The sequence below is a fragment of the Kaistia soli DSM 19436 genome (assembly GCF_900129325.1).
Lineage (GTDB): Bacteria > Pseudomonadota > Alphaproteobacteria > Rhizobiales > Kaistiaceae > Kaistia > Kaistia soli.
On the sequence record NZ_FQUP01000002.1, the window covers coordinates 441,545 to 462,458 of the forward strand.

18 protein-coding genes are annotated in these 20,914 nt (G+C 65.4%); 2 read left to right on the forward strand and 16 right to left on the reverse strand.

Annotated elements, in window-relative coordinates:
• Window positions 1–13 precede the first annotated feature (13 nt).
• Window positions 14–766: a HugZ family pyridoxamine 5'-phosphate oxidase gene (locus BUB39_RS11590; RefSeq protein WP_073053322.1), complete on the forward strand. Its 753-nt coding sequence runs from the start codon at window positions 14–16 to the stop codon at window positions 764–766.
• Window positions 767–1,040: 274 nt separating this feature from the next.
• The gene (locus BUB39_RS11595) at window positions 1,041–2,645 is read left to right on the forward strand and encodes a phosphoenolpyruvate carboxykinase (RefSeq protein WP_073053323.1); all 1,605 of its coding nucleotides are present in this window, start codon (window positions 1,041–1,043) and stop codon (window positions 2,643–2,645) included.
• Between the two features lie 53 nt (window positions 2,646–2,698).
• On the opposite strand, the gene BUB39_RS11600 is transcribed toward BUB39_RS11595, so the two are convergent.
• From BUB39_RS11600 to ybeY, 16 genes are all read right to left on the reverse strand, one after another.
• Entirely contained in the window at window positions 2,699–3,799 is a 1,101-nt protein-coding gene (locus tag BUB39_RS11600) for an Acg family FMN-binding oxidoreductase (protein ID WP_073053324.1), read from the reverse strand.
• 139 nt (window positions 3,800–3,938) lie between these two features.
• Window positions 3,939–6,074, reverse strand: coding sequence for a polyribonucleotide nucleotidyltransferase (pnp, locus tag BUB39_RS11605; protein WP_073053325.1), 2,136 nt, complete (start codon window positions 6,072–6,074; stop codon window positions 3,939–3,941).
• Window positions 6,075–6,276: 202 nt separating this feature from the next.
• A complete protein-coding gene (rpsO, locus tag BUB39_RS11610) occupies window positions 6,277–6,546 on the reverse strand; it encodes a 30S ribosomal protein S15 (protein WP_073053326.1) in 270 nt (89 codons plus the stop codon).
• A gap of 225 nt (window positions 6,547–6,771) precedes the next feature.
• The gene (locus BUB39_RS11615) at window positions 6,772–7,233 is read right to left on the reverse strand and encodes a baeRF12 domain-containing protein (RefSeq protein WP_073053328.1); all 462 of its coding nucleotides are present in this window, start codon (window positions 7,231–7,233) and stop codon (window positions 6,772–6,774) included.
• Window positions 7,234–7,284: 51 nt separating this feature from the next.
• Window positions 7,285–8,208: a tRNA pseudouridine(55) synthase TruB gene (gene truB, locus BUB39_RS11620; RefSeq protein WP_139251444.1), complete on the reverse strand. Its 924-nt coding sequence runs from the start codon at window positions 8,206–8,208 to the stop codon at window positions 7,285–7,287.
• A gap of 18 nt (window positions 8,209–8,226) precedes the next feature.
• Window positions 8,227–8,676, reverse strand: coding sequence for a 30S ribosome-binding factor RbfA (rbfA, locus tag BUB39_RS25215; RefSeq protein ID WP_139251445.1), 450 nt, complete (start codon window positions 8,674–8,676; stop codon window positions 8,227–8,229).
• Window positions 8,677–8,877: 201 nt separating this feature from the next.
• Complete coding sequence (gene infB / locus BUB39_RS11625) at window positions 8,878–11,553, reverse strand: translation initiation factor IF-2 (RefSeq protein WP_073053330.1); 2,676 nt, start codon at window positions 11,551–11,553, stop codon at window positions 8,878–8,880.
• A gap of 32 nt (window positions 11,554–11,585) precedes the next feature.
• Window positions 11,586–12,257: an RNA-binding protein gene (locus tag BUB39_RS11630; RefSeq protein ID WP_073053333.1), complete on the reverse strand. Its 672-nt coding sequence runs from the start codon at window positions 12,255–12,257 to the stop codon at window positions 11,586–11,588.
• 28 nt (window positions 12,258–12,285) lie between these two features.
• Window positions 12,286–13,881 (reverse strand): transcription termination factor NusA, encoded by a 1,596-nt coding sequence (nusA, locus tag BUB39_RS11635; RefSeq protein ID WP_073053335.1) that lies wholly within the window; start codon window positions 13,879–13,881, stop codon window positions 12,286–12,288.
• A 40-nt stretch (window positions 13,882–13,921) separates the two neighbouring features.
• Window positions 13,922–14,533: a ribosome maturation factor RimP gene (rimP, locus tag BUB39_RS11640; protein WP_073053338.1), complete on the reverse strand. Its 612-nt coding sequence runs from the start codon at window positions 14,531–14,533 to the stop codon at window positions 13,922–13,924.
• 549 nt (window positions 14,534–15,082) lie between these two features.
• Window positions 15,083–15,781 carry a tRNA (guanine(46)-N(7))-methyltransferase TrmB gene (trmB, locus tag BUB39_RS11645; protein ID WP_073053340.1) on the reverse strand — a complete coding sequence of 233 codons (699 nt, stop codon included), beginning with the start codon at window positions 15,779–15,781 and terminating at the stop codon, window positions 15,083–15,085.
• Window positions 15,778–16,968 carry a methionine adenosyltransferase gene (gene metK, locus BUB39_RS11650; protein WP_073053343.1) on the reverse strand — a complete coding sequence of 397 codons (1,191 nt, stop codon included), beginning with the start codon at window positions 16,966–16,968 and terminating at the stop codon, window positions 15,778–15,780. The genes trmB and metK overlap by 4 nt, the downstream gene beginning before the upstream one ends.
• 159 nt (window positions 16,969–17,127) lie before the next feature.
• Complete coding sequence (locus BUB39_RS11655; RefSeq protein ID WP_073053344.1) at window positions 17,128–17,538, reverse strand: helix-turn-helix domain-containing protein; 411 nt, start codon at window positions 17,536–17,538, stop codon at window positions 17,128–17,130.
• Between the two features lie 151 nt (window positions 17,539–17,689).
• Window positions 17,690–19,330 (reverse strand): apolipoprotein N-acyltransferase, encoded by a 1,641-nt coding sequence (lnt, locus tag BUB39_RS11660; protein WP_073053346.1) that lies wholly within the window; start codon window positions 19,328–19,330, stop codon window positions 17,690–17,692.
• 62 nt (window positions 19,331–19,392) lie between these two features.
• Window positions 19,393–20,373: a hemolysin family protein gene (locus tag BUB39_RS11665; protein WP_073053348.1), complete on the reverse strand. Its 981-nt coding sequence runs from the start codon at window positions 20,371–20,373 to the stop codon at window positions 19,393–19,395.
• A gap of 39 nt (window positions 20,374–20,412) precedes the next feature.
• Window positions 20,413–20,874, reverse strand: coding sequence for an rRNA maturation RNase YbeY (ybeY, locus tag BUB39_RS11670; RefSeq protein ID WP_073054184.1), 462 nt, complete (start codon window positions 20,872–20,874; stop codon window positions 20,413–20,415).
• Between the last annotated feature and the right edge of the window lie 40 nt (window positions 20,875–20,914).

The following is a 20,914-nucleotide window of genomic DNA, read 5'->3' on the forward strand; positions in this document are numbered from 1 at the left end:
AGGGGAGCCCGTCTTGTCCGCCCATCCGACCGCCGAACCGACCTTTGATCCCGTCGCCGCCGCCCGTGCCGTCCTGCATTCCGCGCGCACGGCCAGCCTTGCGACCCTCACGGGCGAAGGACATCCGTTCGCCAGCCTCGTGACGTTCGCGACGCTGCCGGATCTCGCTCCTGTGCTGTGGCTGTCGGATCTCGCGGTGCACAGCCGCAATCTCGCGCGCGAGGCGCGGGCGTCGCTTCTGGTGGTCGCGCCGGGCGGTGAGGGTGGTGATCCACTGGCCGGTGCCCGCGTCACGCTGACCGGAACGGTTGCTCGTACCGAGGATCCAGCCGCGGCCCGCCGTTTCGGCTGGGTTCATGGCAGCGCCGGCCGACCCGACTTCGCCGATTTTCATGCCTATCGGATGGAGGTCGCATCGGCCCATCTGGTTGCCGGGTTCGGGCGCATCGTGACACTCACGGCCGACGATCTGCTGATCGATCTCGCTGATGCCGAGGGCCTGCTCTCCGGCGAGGCCATGGTGGTCGACCATATGAATGAAGATCATGGCGACGCCATCGGCCTCTACGCGACCGTGCTGCTCGGCCTCCCGCCCGCCGACTGGCGCCTTTCCGGCTGCGATCCCGACGGCGTCGATCTCGTCGCGGACGGGATCCGCGCGCGTCTGCCGTTCCCCGGCCGCGCGGCCACCGTCGCCGAGGCCGGCGGTCATTTGAAGAACTGGGCGAAGCTCGCGCGTGAACGCATGAGCGCGACGAAAAACTAGGCATTTGCCCTGGCCAGAGGCTTTTGTTCGGCGCAATTATTTCTTCGGCAGTCTAATTATCTGTAAAGCCGCATCCGCGTTACTTGGTCGCATCGATGTAAATCGATTAGGGCAATCCAAAGCCCTTTGGGACCGCAGCTTTTACTTGCTTGGCTGAGTAAAGCCGCCATAGGGTCGACCGTCGGCATATGTCCTGCCGGCGGATCGACGCTTCCGTTGCGTCTGAGCGAGTCTTGGTCGGGCTTCGCGCCCGCCAACTGAGGAGATTGCCCCTGTGAGCGAGACCGGCCTTCGCAACCCTTCCTTCGGTGCCGACGCCTTCGGCTTGAAGTGGCTGTCGGCGCTCTATTGGAACGATGGCGCACCGGCGCTTTACGAACAGGCGCTGCGCCGCGGCGAGGGCGTCCTGACCGCCGATGGTGCGCTCTCGGTCGAGACGGGCAGTCACACCGGCCGTTCGCCGCAGGACAAGTTCATCGTCCGCGACGCCCTCACCGAGGACCAGGTCTGGTGGGACAACAACAAGCCGTTGTCGCGGGCGCATTTCGACCGCCTCTATGAGGACATGCTGGCGCACGCCGCCAATCGCGAATTGTTCGCGCAGGACCTCCATGCCGGCGCCGACAAGGCCGAGCAGGTCAATGTTCGCGTCTTCACCGAGAAGGCCTGGCATTCGCTGTTCATCCGCAACCTGCTGATCCGGCCCGAGACGGCGGCGCTTGCAGGCTTCGTGCCGAAGCTGACGATTCTCGACATGCCGAGCTTCAAGGCGAGCGCCGATCGCCATGGCGCCCGCACGGAGACGATGATCGCCTGTGATTTCACGCGCGGCATCGTGCTGATCGCCGGCACGTCCTATGCCGGCGAGATGAAGAAGGCGGTCTTCACCTATCTGAATTTCACGCTGCCGGCCAAGGGCGTCATGCCGATGCATTGCTCGGCCAATGTCGGACCCGAAGGCGATACGGCGGTTTTCTTCGGTCTCTCGGGCACGGGAAAGACCACGCTGTCGGCCGATCCCGGCCGCACGCTGATCGGCGATGACGAGCATGGCTGGGGTGAGGCCGGTATCTTCAATTTCGAAGGCGGCTGTTACGCCAAGACGATCAAGCTCTCGGCCGAGGCCGAGCCGGAGATCTTCGCCACGACCAAACGCTTTGGCACGGTGCTGGAGAATGTCGTCCTCGATCCGGTTACCCGTCGGCCGGATTTCGACAACGGCTCCAAGACCGAGAACACGCGTGCCGCCTATCCGCTCGATTTCATCTCGAATGCGAGCGCGACCGGCTGCGCTGGCCATCCGAAGGCGATCGTCATGCTGACGGCCGACGCCTTCGGCGTCATGCCGCCGATCGCCCGGCTGACCCCGGCGCAGGCGATGTACCATTTCCTCTCCGGCTACACCGCCAAGGTCGCCGGCACCGAAAAGGGCGTGACCGAGCCGCAGGCGACGTTCTCGACCTGCTTCGGCGCCCCCTTCATGCCGCGTCATCCGGCGGAATACGGCAACCTGCTGCGCCAGCTGATCGCGGAGCACGGCGTCACCTGCTGGCTGGTCAACACCGGCTGGACCGGAGGCGCCTATGGCACCGGCCGTCGTATGCCGATCAAGGCGACCCGCACGCTGCTCACGGCGGCGCTGGACGGTTCGCTTGAGGGCGCGCGCTTCTACACCGACCGCAATTTCGGCTTCCAGGTGCCGACCGACGTCGCCGGCGTCGAACCTCATCTGCTTCATCCGCGCAAGACCTGGCAAGACAAGGCCGGCTATGACGCGCAGGCGGCCAAGCTCGTCGCCATGTTCGTCAAGAACTTCGGCAAGTTCGAGAGCCATGTCGACAAGGACGTTGTGGACGCCGCGCCCGGCATGGTGGCGTAAGTCGTTGTGCGCGATGCGGCCATGGCTGTCGCATCGCGCCGTTGCGGCATCGGTCAGCCTTCGCCGACCACGGCCGCTACCGGCCGACGCAGCGATCGCGGCATGTCGGGGCCATAGCCGATCCGAATGATCAGATCGGGGCGCTCGCTATCGGCGAGGCCGAGATCGGCTGCGAGCTCCCGCCGTATTTCGGGGACTTCGACTGCCTGGTTGACGAAGGACTGCTTCAGGCCGAGCGCGGTCGCCTGAAGCAGCAGGCGCTGGCAGGCCCGGCCTGCGTCAACCCAATGGGCGCGATCATCCTGCTCCGAGATGATGATGACCAGACACGGCGTCGTGGCGAGCTGCGCGCGATAACGTTCATTCTCGGACCCGGCGCTGACAACCCAATCGAACAGGAGATTGCCGAGCAGCGGTGGCAGGCTGGGGTTTCCGCTCGTCGCGGCGAAGAGCCCGTCGCCGGTTGCGATCGCCTGGCTGGGACTGAAGCGGAGCCAATGCTTCAGCTCGGCCCGAAAAGCCGTATCCGTCATCTGTATGGTGTTGCCGGCAATGATGCGGTCGGCAACGGCAGCGATCTTGGCCGGTTCGCTCAACGTGATCAGGCGCACGCCGGGAATCGCCGCCGACTCCACGAGGCGCTGGATCACGTCGGGTGCGAGCGGCTTGCCGTCGAAAGGCGCTCGGGTCGACCTGCGCTGCGTAATGGCGGCGAACAGCGGCGACGCGGCTGGCGGCGCCGTGGCGAACTCGAACACGACGGTCCCGTCGCCGCCGTCCTCAAAGCGGAGCGTTCCCGGCAGGCCGTTGGCCGCCGCTGCGATGGCCAGCGTTTCGGCGGCGGCGCCGAGGCTCACGAAGAGATGGTGATCGTCCGGATCGACGGCTGGCGTGCGCCGCTTGAAGTCGGGACTGATCGTGATGAGGCCATCGCCGAGCGTGAAGCGCCAAGGCTGCGTGTTGTGGCTGTTCGGCGCCAATGACGCGAGCCGTACGAGGTCGATCGCAGTGGCCGGCTGCGGAAGCGGCGCGCGCTCACGGAGCGCCAGCGCGTCATAGTCGGCCATGGAGCCGGTGCTCCGGAGAGCGAGCACGGAGCCGATACCGATTGCGGCAGCTGCGCTGCCGAGAGCCAGAACGTCCCGTCGTCTCATTGCGTTCGCTCCATCAGTGCCGTGAGGCAAAAGCATAGGCGCGTCGCGGCGGGTGCGTCGTGATCGAGATCACGCCGACACGAAAAAGCCCGGCGATCGTTCGCCGGGCTTTCTTCGTTTGACGGGCTGAGCCGGCCGATTACTCGGCGACGGGCTCGGCCTTCTCTTCCTTGATTTCCTGGCCGGTCGCCTGGTCGACGACCTTCATCGACAGGCGGACCTTGCCGCGCTCGTCGAAGCCCAGCAGCTTGACCCAGACCTTGTCGCCTTCCTTGACAACGTCCTGCGTCTTGGCGACGCGCTGGTTGGAAAGCTGCGAGATGTGGACGAGGCCGTCGCGGGCGCCGAAGAAGTTGACGAAGGCGCCGAAATCGACGGCCTTCACCACGGTGCCCTGATAGATCGCGTTCACTTCCGGCTCAGCGGCGATGCCCTTGATCCAGTTGAGCGCAGCGGTGATCGCCTTGGCGTCGGTCGAGGCGACCTTAACGGTGCCATCGTCCGAAATGTCGATCTTGGCGCCGGTCTTCTCGACGATCTCGCGGATCACCTTGCCGCCCGAACCGATCACTTCACGGATCTTGTCGGTCGGGATCTGGATCACTTCGATGCGCGGGGCATGCTCGCCGAGCGACGGACGGGCTGATGTCAGCGCCTTGGCCATCTCGTCGAGGATATGCGCGCGGCCGCCCTTGGCCTGGTCGAGGGCGACCTTCATGATCTCCTCGGTGATGCCGGCGATCTTGATGTCCATCTGCAGCGAGGTCACGCCTTCGGCGGTACCGGCCACCTTGAAGTCCATGTCGCCGAGATGATCCTCGTCACCGAGAATGTCGGAGAGCACTGCGAAGCGCTCGCCCTCGAGGATGAGGCCCATGGCGATGCCCGCCACCGGACGCTTCAGCGGAACGCCGGCGTCCATCAGCGAAAGCGAGGTGCCGCACACGGTTGCCATCGACGAGGAACCGTTCGACTCGGTGATCTCCGAGACGACGCGGATCGTGTAGGGGAACTCGTGATGCTTCGGCAGGATCGGGCGCACGGCGCGCCAGGCGAGCTTGCCATGGCCGATTTCGCGGCGGCCGGGCGAACCCATGCGGCCTGTCTCGCCAACCGAATAGGGCGGGAAGTTGTAGTGCAGCAGGAAGGTTTCCTTGTAGGTGCCTTCCAGCGCGTCGATGAACTGCTCATCGTCGCCCGTGCCGAGCGTCGCGACCACGAGGGCCTGCGTCTCGCCGCGGGTGAACAGCGCCGAACCATGCGCGCGCGGCAGGATGCCGACCTGCGATTCGATCGGGCGGACCGTCTTCAGGTCGCGGCCGTCGATGCGGCTGCCGGTGTCGAGGATGTTCCAGCGGACGATCTTCGCCTGCAGTTCCTTGAAGACGGCGCCGATCTTCTCCTTGTCGAAGCGCGGCTCCTGCCCTTCCGGGAAGAAGTGGCCCATCACCTTCGCCTTGACGGCGTCGACGGCGGCGTAGCGGTCCTGCTTGACCGTGTTCTTGTAGGCGTCGCGCAGCTCGCCTTCGGCGATGCCGAGCATCTCGGTTTCGATGGCCGAGAGATCCGGCGCCTGGAAAGCGCGCGGCTCCTTGGCGGCCTTTTCGGCGAGCTGGATGATCGCGTCGATGACGGGCTGGAAGCCGGCATGGCCGAACATCACGGCGCCGAGCATCGTATCTTCCGAAAGCTCCTGCGCCTCGGACTCGACCATCAGCACGGCGTCGGTTGTGCCGGCGACGACGAGGTCGAGCTTGGAGTCAGCGGCCTGCTCGAGCAGCGGATTGAGCACGAAGGCGCCGTCGATCAGGCCGACGCGGGCACCGCCGACTGGGCCGTAGAACGGCACGCCGGAAAGCGTCAGCGCCGCCGAGGCGGCAACCATCGCAACGATGTCGGGATCGTTCTCGAGGTCATGGCTGAGGACGGTGGCGACGACCTGCGTCTCGCAACGGAAGCCGTCGGCGAAGAGCGGGCGGATCGGACGGTCGATGAGACGCGAGGTCAGCGTCTCCTTCTCCGACGGACGGCCTTCGCGCTTGAAGAAGCCGCCGGGAATCTTGCCGGCTGCGAAGGTCTTTTCCTGATAGTTCACCGTCAGGGGGAAGAAATCGATGCCGGGCTTCGGCTGTTTGGCGGCGACGACAGTCGCCAGCACGCTGGTCTCGCCATAGGTGGCGAGCACGGCGCCGTCGGCCTGGCGGGCAATCTTGCCGGTCTCGAGCACGAGCGGGCGTCCGGCCCATTCGATCTCGACACGTTGAATGTCGAACATGACAGTTCCTTTCCGCCGCGGATGCGTCGGAGGAGCCATGGACAAGACGGCGGGAGGCTCTCTACGCTGCGCACTGGGCGGCGAAAGCATCCGGCGATCCTGCCATGGCTCGGGCGTACAACCGCGAGCACATCAGCGCGGCGACCCCATGCCGCCGCGCGCTATTATGCGTCTTCGGGGGCGGGCGCTCGGCCCGACCCGCTCAGCGACGCAGGCCGAGACGCTCGATCAGGCTCTTGTAGCGCTGCTCGTCGATCTTCTTGACATAGTCGAGAAGGCTGCGGCGCTGGCTCACCATCTTGAGCAGACCGCGCCGGGAGTGATTATCCTTGGCATGGCCCTTGAAATGCTCGGTCAGGTTGGCAATCCGCTCCGACAGAATGGCAACCTGGACTTCCGGCGAACCCGTATCATTCGGGACCGTCGCGTATTCACTGATCAGTTCCTGCTTGCGAGCAGCGGTGATCGACATCGGGGATCCTTTCGAGAGTGACTGGACCGGGCGACATGCCCGGCCGGATTGGCGCCGGCATGATCCGGAACCCTTGCCCGGTTGCGGTCGGCCTGTGCCGGGATGTCGTCCAGCACGGTCACCGCTCCATAGGGCTTTGCCCTGAGGGCCGTTCGGCCTTCAGGGCGCGGGCGACATATGCCCGAAGATCGCCGCCAAGACCAGCGGAAAGTTGCGCCGCGTCTGCTAGGCCGCCAGCGCCTTCTCGATCTCGGCTACCGTCATGCCCGTCAGGTCCTTGGCGATCTCCGCTCGAACAAGATGCGCGGTCTCCTTGGAAATCGCCTTGCGCAAAGTGCCGAGGACCAGCGGCGATGCGACGATGACCAGCGATGCCAGCGTGCCGGCCTTTGTGCCGGCATCGAGCCGCTCGGCGATCGAGGCGGCGAAGCGCTCCTTGCCGAGACGGTGCCAATCCGTCTGCTCCATGCCGCTCTGGGCGTTCGGCGAACCATTGGCGCCTGATGCACTGATGGCCCGGCCGGGCTGGTCGGTTCCCTGTTCGCGGGTCGGCGGGTTGTCGTTCTCGAGCACGGCCTCGACTTCGAGACGGTAATCATTGCTAAGGCTTCTATTGCGCAGGAACAGCGCCTTGGAGCCGTCAGCGACCAGGACAAGATGGGTCGGACGATGGGTCTTGGCGGTCATGTCGTTCTCCCTTGCTATAGAGGGAACGGCCTGCCTGCGGCCCGGTTCCGCCTATTCGCCGACGAAGACGCGCAGCGGCTGGAAGCTGCCCTGCTCGATTGAGCCGATCGCGATGAGTGTCCCGGCCTGTGTCGCGAACACGGTTTCACCTGCGAGTGGCGCGTCCCGGCCGCGCAGAATGAACGGCTGGCCGTTACGGAGCCGCGCCGCCTCGACCTCGCCGATCCGGATTTCGCGAAGGTCCGACAAGGCAGTCTCGACCGGGGCCAACATGGCGTCAGTCGCTTCAAGGCCGCCCTCCGCCTGTGCCTCGCGCAGCGCGTCGAGCTTCACCATCGAGGCCTCGTCGAAGGGGCCGACCAGCAAACGGCGGAGATTGGCAACATGGCCGCGCGTGCCGAGCAACCGTCCCATGTCGCGGGCCAGGGCCCGCACATAGGTGCCCTTGCCGCATTCGGCGGCGAAGACCGCGGTGTTGGCGTCGGGCATGTCGACGAGGTCGAGCCGGTGAACCTCGATCGGTCGCGGCTCCAGCGTCACTTCCTCGCCGTCACGGGCGAGATCATAGGCGCGCTCGCCGTCGATCTTGATCGCGGAGAAGGCGGGCGGCACCTGCATGATCGTGCCGATAAACTGCGGCAGCACCGCTTCGATCGCGTCGCGCGACGGCCGGAGGTCGGACTGTGCGACCACGGCACCCTCCGCATCATCCGTCGTCGTTTCCTCGCCCCAGCGTACGGTGAAGCCATAGATCTTGCGCCCGTCCATGACATAGGGGACGGTCTTCGTCGCCTCGCCGAGCGCGATCGGCAGAAGTCCTGTCGCGAGCGGATCGAGCGTACCGGCATGGCCGGCCTTCTGCGCACCGAAAATGCGCTTCACGACCGAGACGGCCTGCGTCGAGGTCATGCCGAGCGGCTTGTCGAGGATCAGCCAGCCGGAAACCGGCCGGCCCTTCTTCTGGCGCTGGCCCATGGTGTCTTTCCTGTTGGCTTAGTCGCGCGCGTCGTCCGGACCGTCCTCGTCCGCATCGGGCGAGGGAGCGTCGATATCCTGCCGCACGATCGGATTTGAGCGCAGCAGGGCGTCGATCTTGGAACCCTCCTCGAAGGAAGTATCGACGCGGAAGCGCAGGTCCGGCGCGAATTTCATATTGATGCGATGGGCGACTTCACCCCGCAGAAACTTGCGATGGCGATCGAGCGCGGCCACGACGCCCTCGGGATTCTGCCCGCCGAGCGGCATGACATAAGCCGTTGCGATCTTGAGATCGGGCGAGAGCCGCACTTCGGGAACGGTCACGACTACGCGTTCAAGATCGGGTTCGCGGAGGTCGCCGCGCGCCAGGATCTCCGAAAGCGCGTGGCGGACCAGTTCGCCGACGCGCAGCTGGCGCTGTCCGGGCGTTCCGATTTTCTTGCCGTTGGCAGCAGTCCTCGCCATGGGAATTCTCCTTCTCGATGCCGGAACGTCGACATCTGCCGGGTTCGGACCGGCTTCGTCTCAAATCGGATGATCGATGTGCCACGCGTCGCCCACGCCATGCGAAGGCAACTCTGGAGCCTTCCCGCGAGCGATCGCGGGGAAGATGACGGCAGGCCTTCCCGCTCCGCGAGGGAGGGGAAGGCCTGATTGCCTGTCAGGTCAGAGCGACCGCTTGATCTCTTCCACGCGGTAGCACTCGATGACGTCGCCGGCGCGCATGTCTTCGTATTTCTCGAAGGCCATGCCGCATTCCTGGCCCGCCGGCACTTCCTTGACTTCGTCCTTGAAGCGCTTGAGCGTCGAGAGCTTGCCCTCGTGGATGACGACGTTCTCGCGGATGAGGCGAACATTCGCCCCGCGCTCGACCGTGCCGTCCGTGACGCGGCAGCCTGCGACCTTGCCGACCTTGGTGATGTGGAAGATCTCGAGGATCTCCGCATTGCCAAGCATCGTCTCGCGCCGCTCGGGCGTGAGAAGGCCCGACATCGCCTGCTTCACGTCGTCGACGAGATCGTAGATCACGTTGTAGTAGCGGATCTCGATGCCGTCGCGATCGGAGACGTCGCGCGCCTGCTTGTTGGCGCGGACATTGAAGCCGATGATCGCGGCGTTCGAGGCCGCGGCCAGCGTGACGTCGGACTCGGTGATGCCGCCGACGCCGGAATGGATGATCCGGGCCACGACTTCCGAGGTGCCGAGGGCATCCAGCGCGCCGATGATCGCCTCGACAGAGCCCTGCACGTCACCCTTGATGACGAGCGGGAACTCCTTGAGGCCGGCACTCTGGCGCTGGCTCATCATTTCGGCGAGCGAGCCGCGCGCCGTCGTCTGGCGGGCAACGGACTTCTCGCGCTTCTGACGGGCGCGGTAATCAGCGATCTCGCGGGCACGGGCCTCGCTCTCGACCACGGCGAAGCGGTCGCCCGCCTCGGGTGCGGCCTGGAAGCCGAGAACCTCGACCGGCATCGAAGGCGGAGCCTCCGAAACCGTCTGGCCCTGATCGTTGATGAGCGCGCGCACACGTCCCCATTCGGAGCCGGCGACGACGATGTCGCCCGGATGCAGCGTGCCACCCTGGACGAGCACAGTCGCGACCGGGCCACGACCGCGATCGAGCTTCGCCTCGATGACGACGCCGTCGGCGACGCGACGCGGGTCGGCCTTGAGATCGAGAACTTCCGACTGCAGCAGGATCGTCTCGAGGAGACGGTCGAGATTGGCGCCGGTCTTGGCCGAAACCTCGACGTCGAGCGTCTCGCCGCCCATCGATTCGACGAACACCTCGTGCTGGAGCAGCTCGGTGCGGACCCGCGTCGGATCGGCGTCGGGCTTATCCATCTTGTTGATGGCGACGATCACCGGAACCTTGGCGGCGCGGGCGTGATTGATGGCCTCGATCGTCTGCGGCATGACGCCGTCATCCGCCGCAACCACCAGAACGACGATATCCGTCGCACGGGCACCGCGCTGGCGCATCGCCGTGAAGGCGGCGTGGCCGGGCGTATCGATGAACGTGATCTTCTGGCCGTTCTGCTCGACCTGATAGGCGCCGATATGCTGCGTGATGCCGCCCGACTCGCCTGAAACGACGTTGGTCTTGCGAATCGCGTCGAGAAGCGACGTCTTGCCGTGGTCGACATGGCCCATGATCGTGACGACGGGCGGACGCGTGATCTGCTCGGCCTCGGCATCCTGCCGGTCGAACAGGCCTTCCTCGACGTCGGACTCGGCAACACGGCGCACCGTGTGGCCCATGTCCTCGGCGATGAGCTGCGCCATGTCGGCGTCGATCACGTCGGTCGCCTTGAGGAGCTGCCCCTGCTTCATCAGGAACTTGATGACGTCGACAGCGCGCTCCGCCATGCGGTTGGCGAGATCGCCGATGCTGATCGTCTCGGGCAGGATCACCTCACGCGAGATCTTCTCGCGCGGACCCTGCGCCATGAGGCGGGCACGCTCACGCTCACGGCGACGACGCACCGAGGCCAGCGAACGCTCGCGCTCGGAATCATCGAGCGCGTTCGACAGCGTCAGGCGGCCGCGCGGCTTCGCATCTTCCTTCTTGACCGGCTTCGGGTCGATCGTCTTGGGACGCTTGGCCGTCGACGGACGCAGGCCGCCGGAGCGGTTGTCGTCCTCGTCGGCGCGCGCCGGGGCGCGGGCAGCGCCAGGCGCCGCCGTGCGGGCGGCCGGCTTCTCGGAAGCACCAGGAGCGCGTTCGCCAGCGGGAACGGCCGGAGCGCGCGGCGCCTCGTCGCCAAGGCGGCGGCGAGCCGCTTCCTCCGCACGTTCCTTGACGGCCGCTTCGGCGGCACGGCGGATATCTTCCTCGGCCTGGCGCTTGGCCGCCTCTTCGCGTTCCTTGGCGAGACGGATCTCCTCCTCGGCACGGCGCTTGGCGTCCTCCTCGGCCTGGCGACGCTCTTCCGCATCACGGACACGGGCATCGGCCAGGGCGCGGGCGCGGGCATCGAGCTCATCAGTCGAGAGCTGGCGCAGGACCATGCCGGAGCGCTGCGGCTGGGACCGCGACGGCTGCGACGGCGCGGTCGGCGTTGGCCTTGCCTGCGTGTTCGACTGAATGGTGCGCGTCTGCGACACCGGCGGGGCAGCCGGGCGTGGTGGTGCAGCCGGGCTGGCGGCAACCGGCGGAGACGCCGGCTCGCTCTTGCCCGGGATCAGCACCCGCTTCTTCTTCTCCACGACGACGGTATTGGTGCGCCCATGTGAGAAACTCTGCCTGACGGTGCCGCGCTCGAGGTCACGGCCCTTAAGGCTCAGCGTCTTCTTCGCGCCGCCAACATCCTTGTCGCCGCTATTGCTCGTATCGTTCATTCGGTCTTCTGTCCTGCGGGTCTAGCGCCCTTTCACGGCGCGGTCTTCTCGGGCACTTCCGGCGGTTCGATCTCGCGGCCGTCGTCGCCAATGCCAGCGGGCCCGTCTTCCCCCAGAAAACGGGCGAGCGCGGCGACACGCTCAATAACATTTTCGCTCGCCCGGCCGGCGAGCAGTGCAGCATGTATCACATTTGACCGGCCCAATGCCAAATCCAATTGTTCGGATCGGAAGATACGAATAACGGGAACCGCATCGGTGCGTCCGAAGCGGCGCTTCAGCGCCGCCGCGATCTTCGTTCGGCCGTCATCGGCCGCCTCGCTGGCCTGCACGATTGCAGCGAGCTGCTCCCGTGCAACGGCCGTCTCGACCTTGGTGAAGCCGGTGACGACCTCGCCTGCTTTCCGCGCGAAGGACAATGCCTGAACGGCGCCATCCTCCAGCAACATGCCGACGCGGTCGGCCAAACCGGGCTCGACCGTGACAGCGGCCTTGAAGCCCTTGGCAAACAGCCGCTTCTTTTCGGCCGCCGCCACGATCTCCTTGCGCGCCGTCACCCAGACGCCGCGGCCGGGCAAGCGCCGGCGTAAATCGGGAACCACTCGCCCCTCGGGATCGAGGACGAAGCGGATCAACTGGTCCGACGGCATAGCCAGCCGCGAAACGACGCAGCTGCGGACCGTCGGTTCGCTACGGCGCGACATGATGATCGACCCGCGACCAGAGCTCAGCTCAGGCCTCGGTCTCCTCGGTTTCGGTCTCGACTTCCGCCGCGGCCTCTTCCTCGGTGATCCAGCCGACCTTGACGCGCGCCGTCATGATCATCCGCTCGGCATCACCACGCGTCAGCCCGAACTTGTCGAGCAGACCGCCATGGCGCTTGGTCTCGCCTTCATTCCGTTCCGCCCAGCCGACGAGATCGTCGGGCACATAGCCCGCGAAATCCTCGACGGTCTTGATCCCGTCCTTGCCGAGCGCGACCAGCATCGAGGTCGTCATGCCCGGCAGTTCCTTGAGCTCGTCCGAGACACCGAGCGTCTTGCGTTCCTCGTCATGCTCGGCTTCGAGCTTGTCGAGATAATCGCGCGCGCGCTGCTGCAGCTCGGCCGCCGTCTCCTCGTCGAAACCTTCGATCGAAGCCAGTTCTTCCTGCTCGACGAAAGCAATTTCCTCGAGCGAGGCGAAACCTTCCGAAGCGAGCAACTGGCCGACGACCTCGTCGGCGTCCAGCGCGGTGTTGAACAGGGTCGAGCGCTCCTGGAATTCCTTTTGGCGGCGCTCGGACTCTTCCTGTTCCGTCAGGATGTCGATGTCCCAGCCCGTCAGCTGCGAGGCGAGGCGGACATTCTGTCCACGACGACCGATCGCAAGAGACAATTGGTCATCGGGGACCACAACTTCAATACGCTCGGCCTCTTCGTCGAGCACAACCTTGGCGACTTCGGCCGGCTGCAGGGCATTGACGATGAAGGTCGCCGGATCACCGGACCATGGAATGATGTCGATCTTCTCGCCCTGCAGCTCGTTCACGACCGCCTGAACGCGGCTGCCGCGCATGCCGACGCAGGCGCCAACCGGATCGATCGAACTATCGCGCGAGATCACGGCGAGCTTGGCGCGGGAACCCGGATCGCGGGCGACCGACTTCACCTCGATGATGCCGTCATAGATTTCCGGCACTTCCTGGGCGAAGAGCTTCGCCATGAACTGCGGATGTGTCCGCGACAGGAAGATCTGCGGGCCGCGCTGCTCGCGGCGAACGTCATAGACATAGGAACGAATGCGGTCGCCGTAGCGGAACGTCTCGCGCGGGATCAGTTCGTCGCGACGGACGATGCCTTCGCCGCGGCCGAGATCGACGATCACATTGCCATATTCGACCCGCTTGACCGAGCCGTTGACGATCTCGCCGATGCGATCCTTGTATTCGTCGAACTGCCGGTCGCGCTCGGCCTCGCGCACCTTCTGCACGATGACCTGCTTGGCCGACTGCGCGGCAATGCGGCCGAAATCCATCGGCGGCAGCGCCTCGGCGATATAGTCGCCGACACGGGCGGCCGGGTTCTGGTCGGTCGCGATCTCCAGCGAGACCTCGACGGCCGGGTTATCGACGGTCTCGACCACCTGCAGCAGGCGCTGAAGCCGGATCTCACCGGTCTTCGGGTTGATTTCGGCGCGGACATCCGTCTCGGAGCCATAGCGCGAGCGGGCCGCCTTCTGGATGGCGTCCTCCATCGCGGCAATGACGATCTGCCGGTCGATCACCTTCTCGCGGGCGACCGCATCGGCGATCTGCAAGAGTTCGAGGCGGTTGGCGCTGACTGCCATCGTCCTGTCTCCGTTACTCTTCTGAACGATCCGCCGGCTTTCAGGCGTCGGAGGATTCGTCTGTGATGTCGTCAATGTCGGAAACCTCACCGCCCGATAGTGCGGCGTGGTCCCGAAGCGTGTCGTCGATCAGCGCGTCGGTGAGGACGAGCTTGGCGTCGCCGATCGCGGCGAGCGGTATCTGCACCCGGTCCGGCGCGCCGGCCGGCGCGTCCTCGAGCTTCAGCGAGGTCGCGTCGCCCTCGACGCCGAGCAGCGTGCCGCGGAAGCGGCGCCGCCCGTCGACGGGAAGACTCGTCTCGATCCGGGCGATATGGCCCGACCAACGCTCGAAATCCGAACGGCGGACGAGCGGCCGGTCGATGCCGGGCGAGGAGACCTCGAGATGGTAGGCCTCGGTGATCGGATCCTCGACGTCGAGCGCCGGCGAGATGTTGCGGCTGATCTGCTCGCAGTCATCGACCGTCATGCTGCCGTCAGGCCGCTCTGCCATCACCTGCAGCGTCATGCCGTTGCGGCGTGAACTCTTGACCCGCACGAGGCGGTAACCGAGATCGGCGACGATCGGCTCGATGATGGCGGCAACGCGCGCATCGACGCCTGTTTCGACGACGATGCGGGGTTCGATGGCGGCTGTGGCGGGATCGGCCAAGACAATCCGTCCGAAGGTTTGATCGGCCTGGCAGGCGCCAGACAGGAAAGGAACTCGCGCGATCGGCCAAGAAGTCTTACGAGCGGGCCCCGGGGGTCCACCCTCTAACGAACCGATCGTTTGAGATGAATGAGAGGCGTATAAGCCGATGGGCCGCCAATTGCAAGCGGAGTCGCCGTTGCGCTCCCTCGGCGCGAACGAGGCGGCGTGACTGCAACGCCACCAGCCGCATTTTTTTCAACTTGGTGCCACCGTATCAATACATTGCTAAGCAGGACCTTCGCAGTCTCGGCACGTTCGATCCCCGAACATTCCGGTGTTGCGTATCATGAAGTCCATCGCCCTGCGTTTTGCCGCCTTCCTTGTCCTGACGGCGGCGAGCACCTCGCTGCTCGCACTTCCCTATCTCGTCGGTCCCTGAGGCCCTGCGCCCTTGCCGGTGATCGATCGGCGAGGGCGCGGACTGGGCGACAAGCGTGGGTCAAAACGGATCTGTGCATGCCGGTCCGCGGGAGCGATTGTGCTCACTTTGCGCGGCGCGTGGATGTTCTAGATCCGGCTGAACGTCAGATAGGTGCCGCGGCGGCCCTCGCGGATCGCCTTCTGCTCGTAGCGCGTGCCCGGCCAGCCAGGGAACGGCAGCCGCCAATCGTCGGCGTCTTCGGCCGTCCACGCGAAATGCGGATGCGCCATCACCGCGATCAGCGTCCAGTCGACATAGGACGGGATATCCGAGGCGAAGCGGAACAGCCCACCGGGCTTCAGCACGCGTGCAATGCGGTCGAGATTGGCCGGCGAGACGAAGCGGCGCTTCCAGTGGCGGCGCTTGTGCCACGGGTCGGGATAGAGCAGGTCGACGACGGAAAGGCTTGCCGATGGCAGCCAGTCGAGCAGTTCGGCCGCGTCGCGGTCGAAGAGACGGAGATTGCCCGGTCGTCCGGCGTCGATCGCGGCCGCCGCCTTTGCCATGCCGTTGACGAAAGGCTCGGCGCCGATGCGGCCGGTCGCGGGTTCCGCCGAGGCGCGATGCAGAAGATGCTCGCCGCCGCCGAAGCCGATCTCGAGCGCAACGTCGTCGACCGCGGCCTCGAACAGGTCGCGGAGATCGTGTGGTGCCGCAATCGCGGTATCGACGCGCAGGGCATCGAGCACGCGGGTGAGCGTGTCGGCCTGGCTGGCGCGCAAGGCATGACCCTTGCGGCGGCCATAGAACGAATCGCGGCGGGTCGCCGCGCCTGCCGTGCTCAAAGGAGTTTCAGCAGCGTGTCCGAGAGGTCGGTCTTCTCCCAGGAGAAGCCGCCATCCTCTTCCGGCGCGCGGCCGAAATGGCCATAGGCCGAGGTGCGCGCATAGATCGGGCGGTTGAGCTTCAGATGCTCGCGGATGCCCCGCGGCGAGAGGTCCATCGCCTTGGACAGCGCTGCCTCGACAGCGGCCTCGGACACCTTGCCCGTGCCATGCAGGTCGACATAGATCGACAGCGGCTGCGATACCCCGATGGCGTAGGAGATCTGGATCGTGCAGCGCTCGGCGGCACCCGACGCGACGACGTTCTTGGCGAGATAGCGCGCGGCATAGGCCGCGGAGCGATCGACCTTGGTCGGGTCCTTGCCGGAGAAGGCGCCGCCGCCATGCGGGGCCGCGCCGCCATAGGTGTCGACAATGATCTTGCGCCCGGTCAGGCCCGCATCGCCATCGGGACCGCCGATGACGAACTTGCCGGTCGGGTTGACGTGCCAGATCGTCGACGGCGTGATCCAGCCGTCCGGCAGCGCCTCGCTGATATAGGGCTCGACGATCGAGCGCACGTCGTTGGACGACAGGTTCTCGTCGAGATGCTGCGTCGAGAGCACGATCTGGGTGACCTCGACCGGCTTGCCATTGTCATAGCGAACCGTGACCTGGCTCTTGGCGTCCGGGCCGAGCGCATGCGTCTCCTTTGCGCGGCGCGCTTCCGACAGGCGCTTCAGGATGCGATGGGCGTAGAAGATCGGGGCGGGCATCAGCTCCGGCGTCTCGGTGCAGGCATAGCCGAACATGATGCCCTGGTCGCCGGCGCCCTCGTCCTTGTTGCCAGCCGCGTCGACGCCCACCGCGATGTCGACCGACTGCGCATGCAGATGCACGTCGATCTCGGCCGTCTCCCAGTGGAAGCCGGCCTGCTCATAGCCGATGTCGCGGATCGCAAGGCGGGCGACATGCGAGATGAGGTCGCGCGTGATCGTCGCGGGGCCCCGCGTCTCGCCGGCGATCACCACACGGTTGGTGGTCGCCAATGTCTCGCAGGCGACGCGGAGATGGCTCGGGTCCCAGCCCTGCTCCGGCCCGAGACGGAAGAATGTATCCACCACCTCATCCGAAATCCGGTCGCAGACCTTGTCGGGATGGCCTTCGGAGACCGATTCACTGGTGAAGAGATACGACGCCCTCGACACTATTACCCCCGCACTTCTGGAGTTGAGCAGGTGACCTGCAAGATGCCGGAAACGGTATTGATCGGATCGGAGGGGCGGTCAAGCGGCGATGAGCCGCCATGCGCTCGCATGACGGCTCAATGAAATAATCAACTCGAAATGCGTGCCCCGGCGAAGCGTTCAGTCCGCGACTTCTTCACCGGCGACTGCACGCACGAGGTCAACGATCTTGCGGCGGACCTTGGGGTCCTTGATTCGCACGAAGGCACGGTTAAGTTGCAGGCCTTCGGCGCTTGAAAGAAAATCGGTAACGAAGGCTGCAGGCCGCGCTTCCTCAAAGCCAACATCCGAAGGCGATCCGGGGGCGTCCTCGAAGAAGAACGAGACCGGAACCTGCAGGACCGAGGAGATATGCTGTAGCCGGCTCGCGCCGATCCTGTTGGTCCCCTTTTCGTATTTCTGAATCTGCTGGAATGTGATTCCGAGACTCTCGCCAAGTTTTTCCTGGCTCATGTTCTGCATCATGCGACGCAGTCGAACACGCCCGCCCACGTGTACGTCGATGGGATTAGGGACTTTCTTATTGACCATCGAAAGCTCTCTTTCCAGAAGCAGCTCAGGGCTACGGTGAGCTTGGTCGTTGCCATGCCCCCGCAATAAAAAATTACAATGACTGGACGGTAATATCCCGGCGCCATCCACCCGGCCCACGCCGACAAAATGAAGCGCAATACGTGGGCTGTCAATTCCGGGTTTTAGCTGGAGTGAAACCGGCAAGAACCGACAACAAAAAGCTGAAGAAAAGCGCAACCGCGAAAGGAAGATCTCCGAATCGCTCATAGGGCGTCGATGCAAGCGCCTCCGGAAGGGGGCCATCGACAATGCCTTGCTTTTCCAAGGACAGTGAGGCGACAACGCGGCCATAAGGATCGACAATCGCGGAGATGCCGGTATTGGCGGCGCGAGCGAGTGGCAACCCCTCCTCGACGGCGCGGACGATCGCCTGCTGCAGATGTTGATGCGGGCCCGGCGTGTTGCCGAACCACCCATCATTGGTGACATTCACCAACCATCGCGGCCGCAGGCGACGATCCGTCGCGGCTCCGGGGAAGATGATCTCGTAGCAGATCAGCGGTCCGAAGGAGGGCGCGCCTTCGAGTGGCAGTGTCCGCAGCCGGCGCCCGGCGTCGAAACCGCCGGGCAAGGCGACCATTTCATGCAGGCCGAGCTGCGACAGCAGGCCGTCGAACGGCAGATATTCGCCGAACGGCACCAGATGCACCTTGTCATAGGCATCGCGGATGACGCCGTCATCGTCGATGACATAGATGCTGTTGAAGACGTGCCCCGCGGCATCTTGATCCGCGGCCGGCTCGCTGCGCGCGGCACCGGTGATCAGCGTCGTGCCCTTTGGCAGCATCGCGCCGATGGCTGCCAGCGCGTTCGGCTGGTCGGTCAGGAAAAACGGCAGCGCCGTTTCAGGCCAGATCAGGATCGAGAACGGCGACGCGCCGCTGTCGGTCATGCCCTGGGCGCTGAGCGAGAGATAGCGCTGGAGCACCGCACTGTCGCGACCGGGCGACCATTTTTCGTCCTGCGCCAGAACAGGCTGCACCAGCCGCAACTTGATGCCGGGAACCAGGGCACCATCGGCCGAGGCAAGACGCGCTGCGCCATAGCCAAGATCGACGAGGAAGAGGCCGAAGATCACCAGGAAGGCGATGCGCCCGCCCCGACCGCCCATTCGATCGCCGAGAAGCAGCACGGGCGCCATGAAGACGAGGAAAGCGAGCAGCGTCATGCCCCACAGCCCGACAACCGCAGCACCCTGCATCATCAGCGGCATCGGCATCAGCGTGTAGCCGAAGGCGTTCCACGGGAAACCTGTCAGAACATGCCCGCGCAGCCATTCCGCGAGCGCGAGGCTGGCAGCGAGGACCACGACCCTTCTCCAACCCTCGGGCCAGGCGAAACGGGCAAGCGCCGTGGCAAGCCCCCAGAACAAGGCGAGGCCAGCCGGGAGCAACAGAACGGCGAACGGCATCAGGAAGACGACACCCGCGCCGGCGTCGGCAAGAAAGGCCGCGCCGATCCACCAGAGGCCGCCGAGGAAATAGCCGAAGCCGAACATCCAGCCGACCCGGAAAGCCGGCGCAAGTCGCTGCACCACGCCGGCACCGGGCCGCGGCGTCGCGCCGTCCAGAAGCAGGACGAGCACCGGCATGGTCAGGAAAAGAATCGGGAAGAGGCCGAAAGGCGGCAGCGCCAGGGCCGAGAGCGCGCCCGCGCTAATGCCGATCAGAGCGCGCCGCCATCCCCATGAAAGGAGGACGGCATCAGCGAGCGCGGAGAGCCCTGCGCGTCGGGGGCGCGATCTCGAAATGGCGTGGCTCGCGAATCAGGGCCTGAAGACGGGATGCAGCCTCGCGGCACCCCGCCGTCCGGTCAAGCCGCCGCGGCGTTTTCGCGGCTGACGCGCAGCCGCTTCACGCGGCGCTGGTCGGATTCGAGGATCTCGAAGGCGAGACCATCTGGCAGCGCGATGCGCTCGCCCGCCTGCGGAATTCGCCCGAGCAGGGTGAAGACCAGCCCGCCGATCGTATCGACATCGTCATGGCCGTCGCCAAGCCCGAGTTCCATGCCGAGCGCAGCCTCCAGCTCCTCAAGGTCGGCGCGCGCATCGGCGAGGAACGTGCCGTCCGCCTCGGGTGTGATCAGCGGCGCCTCGTCCTCATCGTGCTCGTCCTCGATCTCGCCGAACACGATCTCGACGACGTCCTCCAGCGAGACCAGCCCGTCGGTCCCGCCATACTCGTCGATGACGACGGCCATCTGCACATGGCTGGCCTGCATGGTCGAGAGCAGGGTTGCCGCCGGCATTGACGGCGGAACAAACAGCACGCTGCGAATGATTTCCGTATCGGCGAGCTTCAGCGACAAGTCGACCTTGGAGAAGTCGATGTCGCCATTGGCCATTGCCGCGCCGGTGATGAGGTCCATCAGATCCTTGATATGGACCATGCCGACCGGGTCATCAAGCGACTCACGATAGGCCGGCATGCGCGAATGGCCGGATTCACGGAAGGCGCCGATGACCCCGCCGAGCGTCATGTCGACGTCGAGCGCCAGGATGTCGGCGCGCGGCACCATGACGTCGTCGACGCGAACGTCGCGCAGCTTCAGGATGTTGCGGAGCATCAGCCGCTCTTCGGCGGTGAAGGCCGTCGCGGCTCCGTCGCCTTCGAGCGCCTCCTCCATCTCCTCGCGCAGCGAACCAGTCGGCTTGAAGCCGACGGCATGCCGCAATCGGTCGAACCAGCTCTCCGAAGTTTTCTCCCCCTCGCGCGAATCCGGCGCGAAGGCGGAGATACTTGGGGGTTCCTGGGCGTTCTCGGCGCCCGTGCCGGGCGTGTCTGTGTCAGTCATCGGTCCAGATATTCGTGTGAGCAGCGCCTGCCCCGATACTCAAGGGGCGCGTTCGGCATAGGGGTCGGCAATTCCGAGCCTGCCGAGAATGGCTGTTTCCAGCGCTTCCATGCGTTCGGCTTCCACGTCCTCTATGTGATCATGCCCGAACAAGTGAAGCAAGCCATGGACGAGAAGATGGGTGAGGTGATCGTCAAATGAAATCCCCTCGGCGTCCGCCTCGTTGCGAACCGTCTCCACGGCCACGACGACGTCGCCGAGCATTGGTCCGAAGCGGCCGCGCCCGGGCGGGCTGCCGGGAAAAGACAGCACGTTCGTGGCCTTGTCCTTCTGCCGCCAGGCGTCGTTCAGCTCGCGGATATGCGCGTCATCCGTGAAAACGACCGAGAGCTCGGAGCCCTCGACGGCCTCGAGCCGCCCTTCGGCGAAGCTGGCCTCGACGGCTCGGGCGAGCAGGGCGGCAAGGGCCTCTTCAGCCGGCCACGAACCCGCCTCGATCATGATGTCAATCGTGATCGGCAGGGCGGAAGGCGCTCGTGTG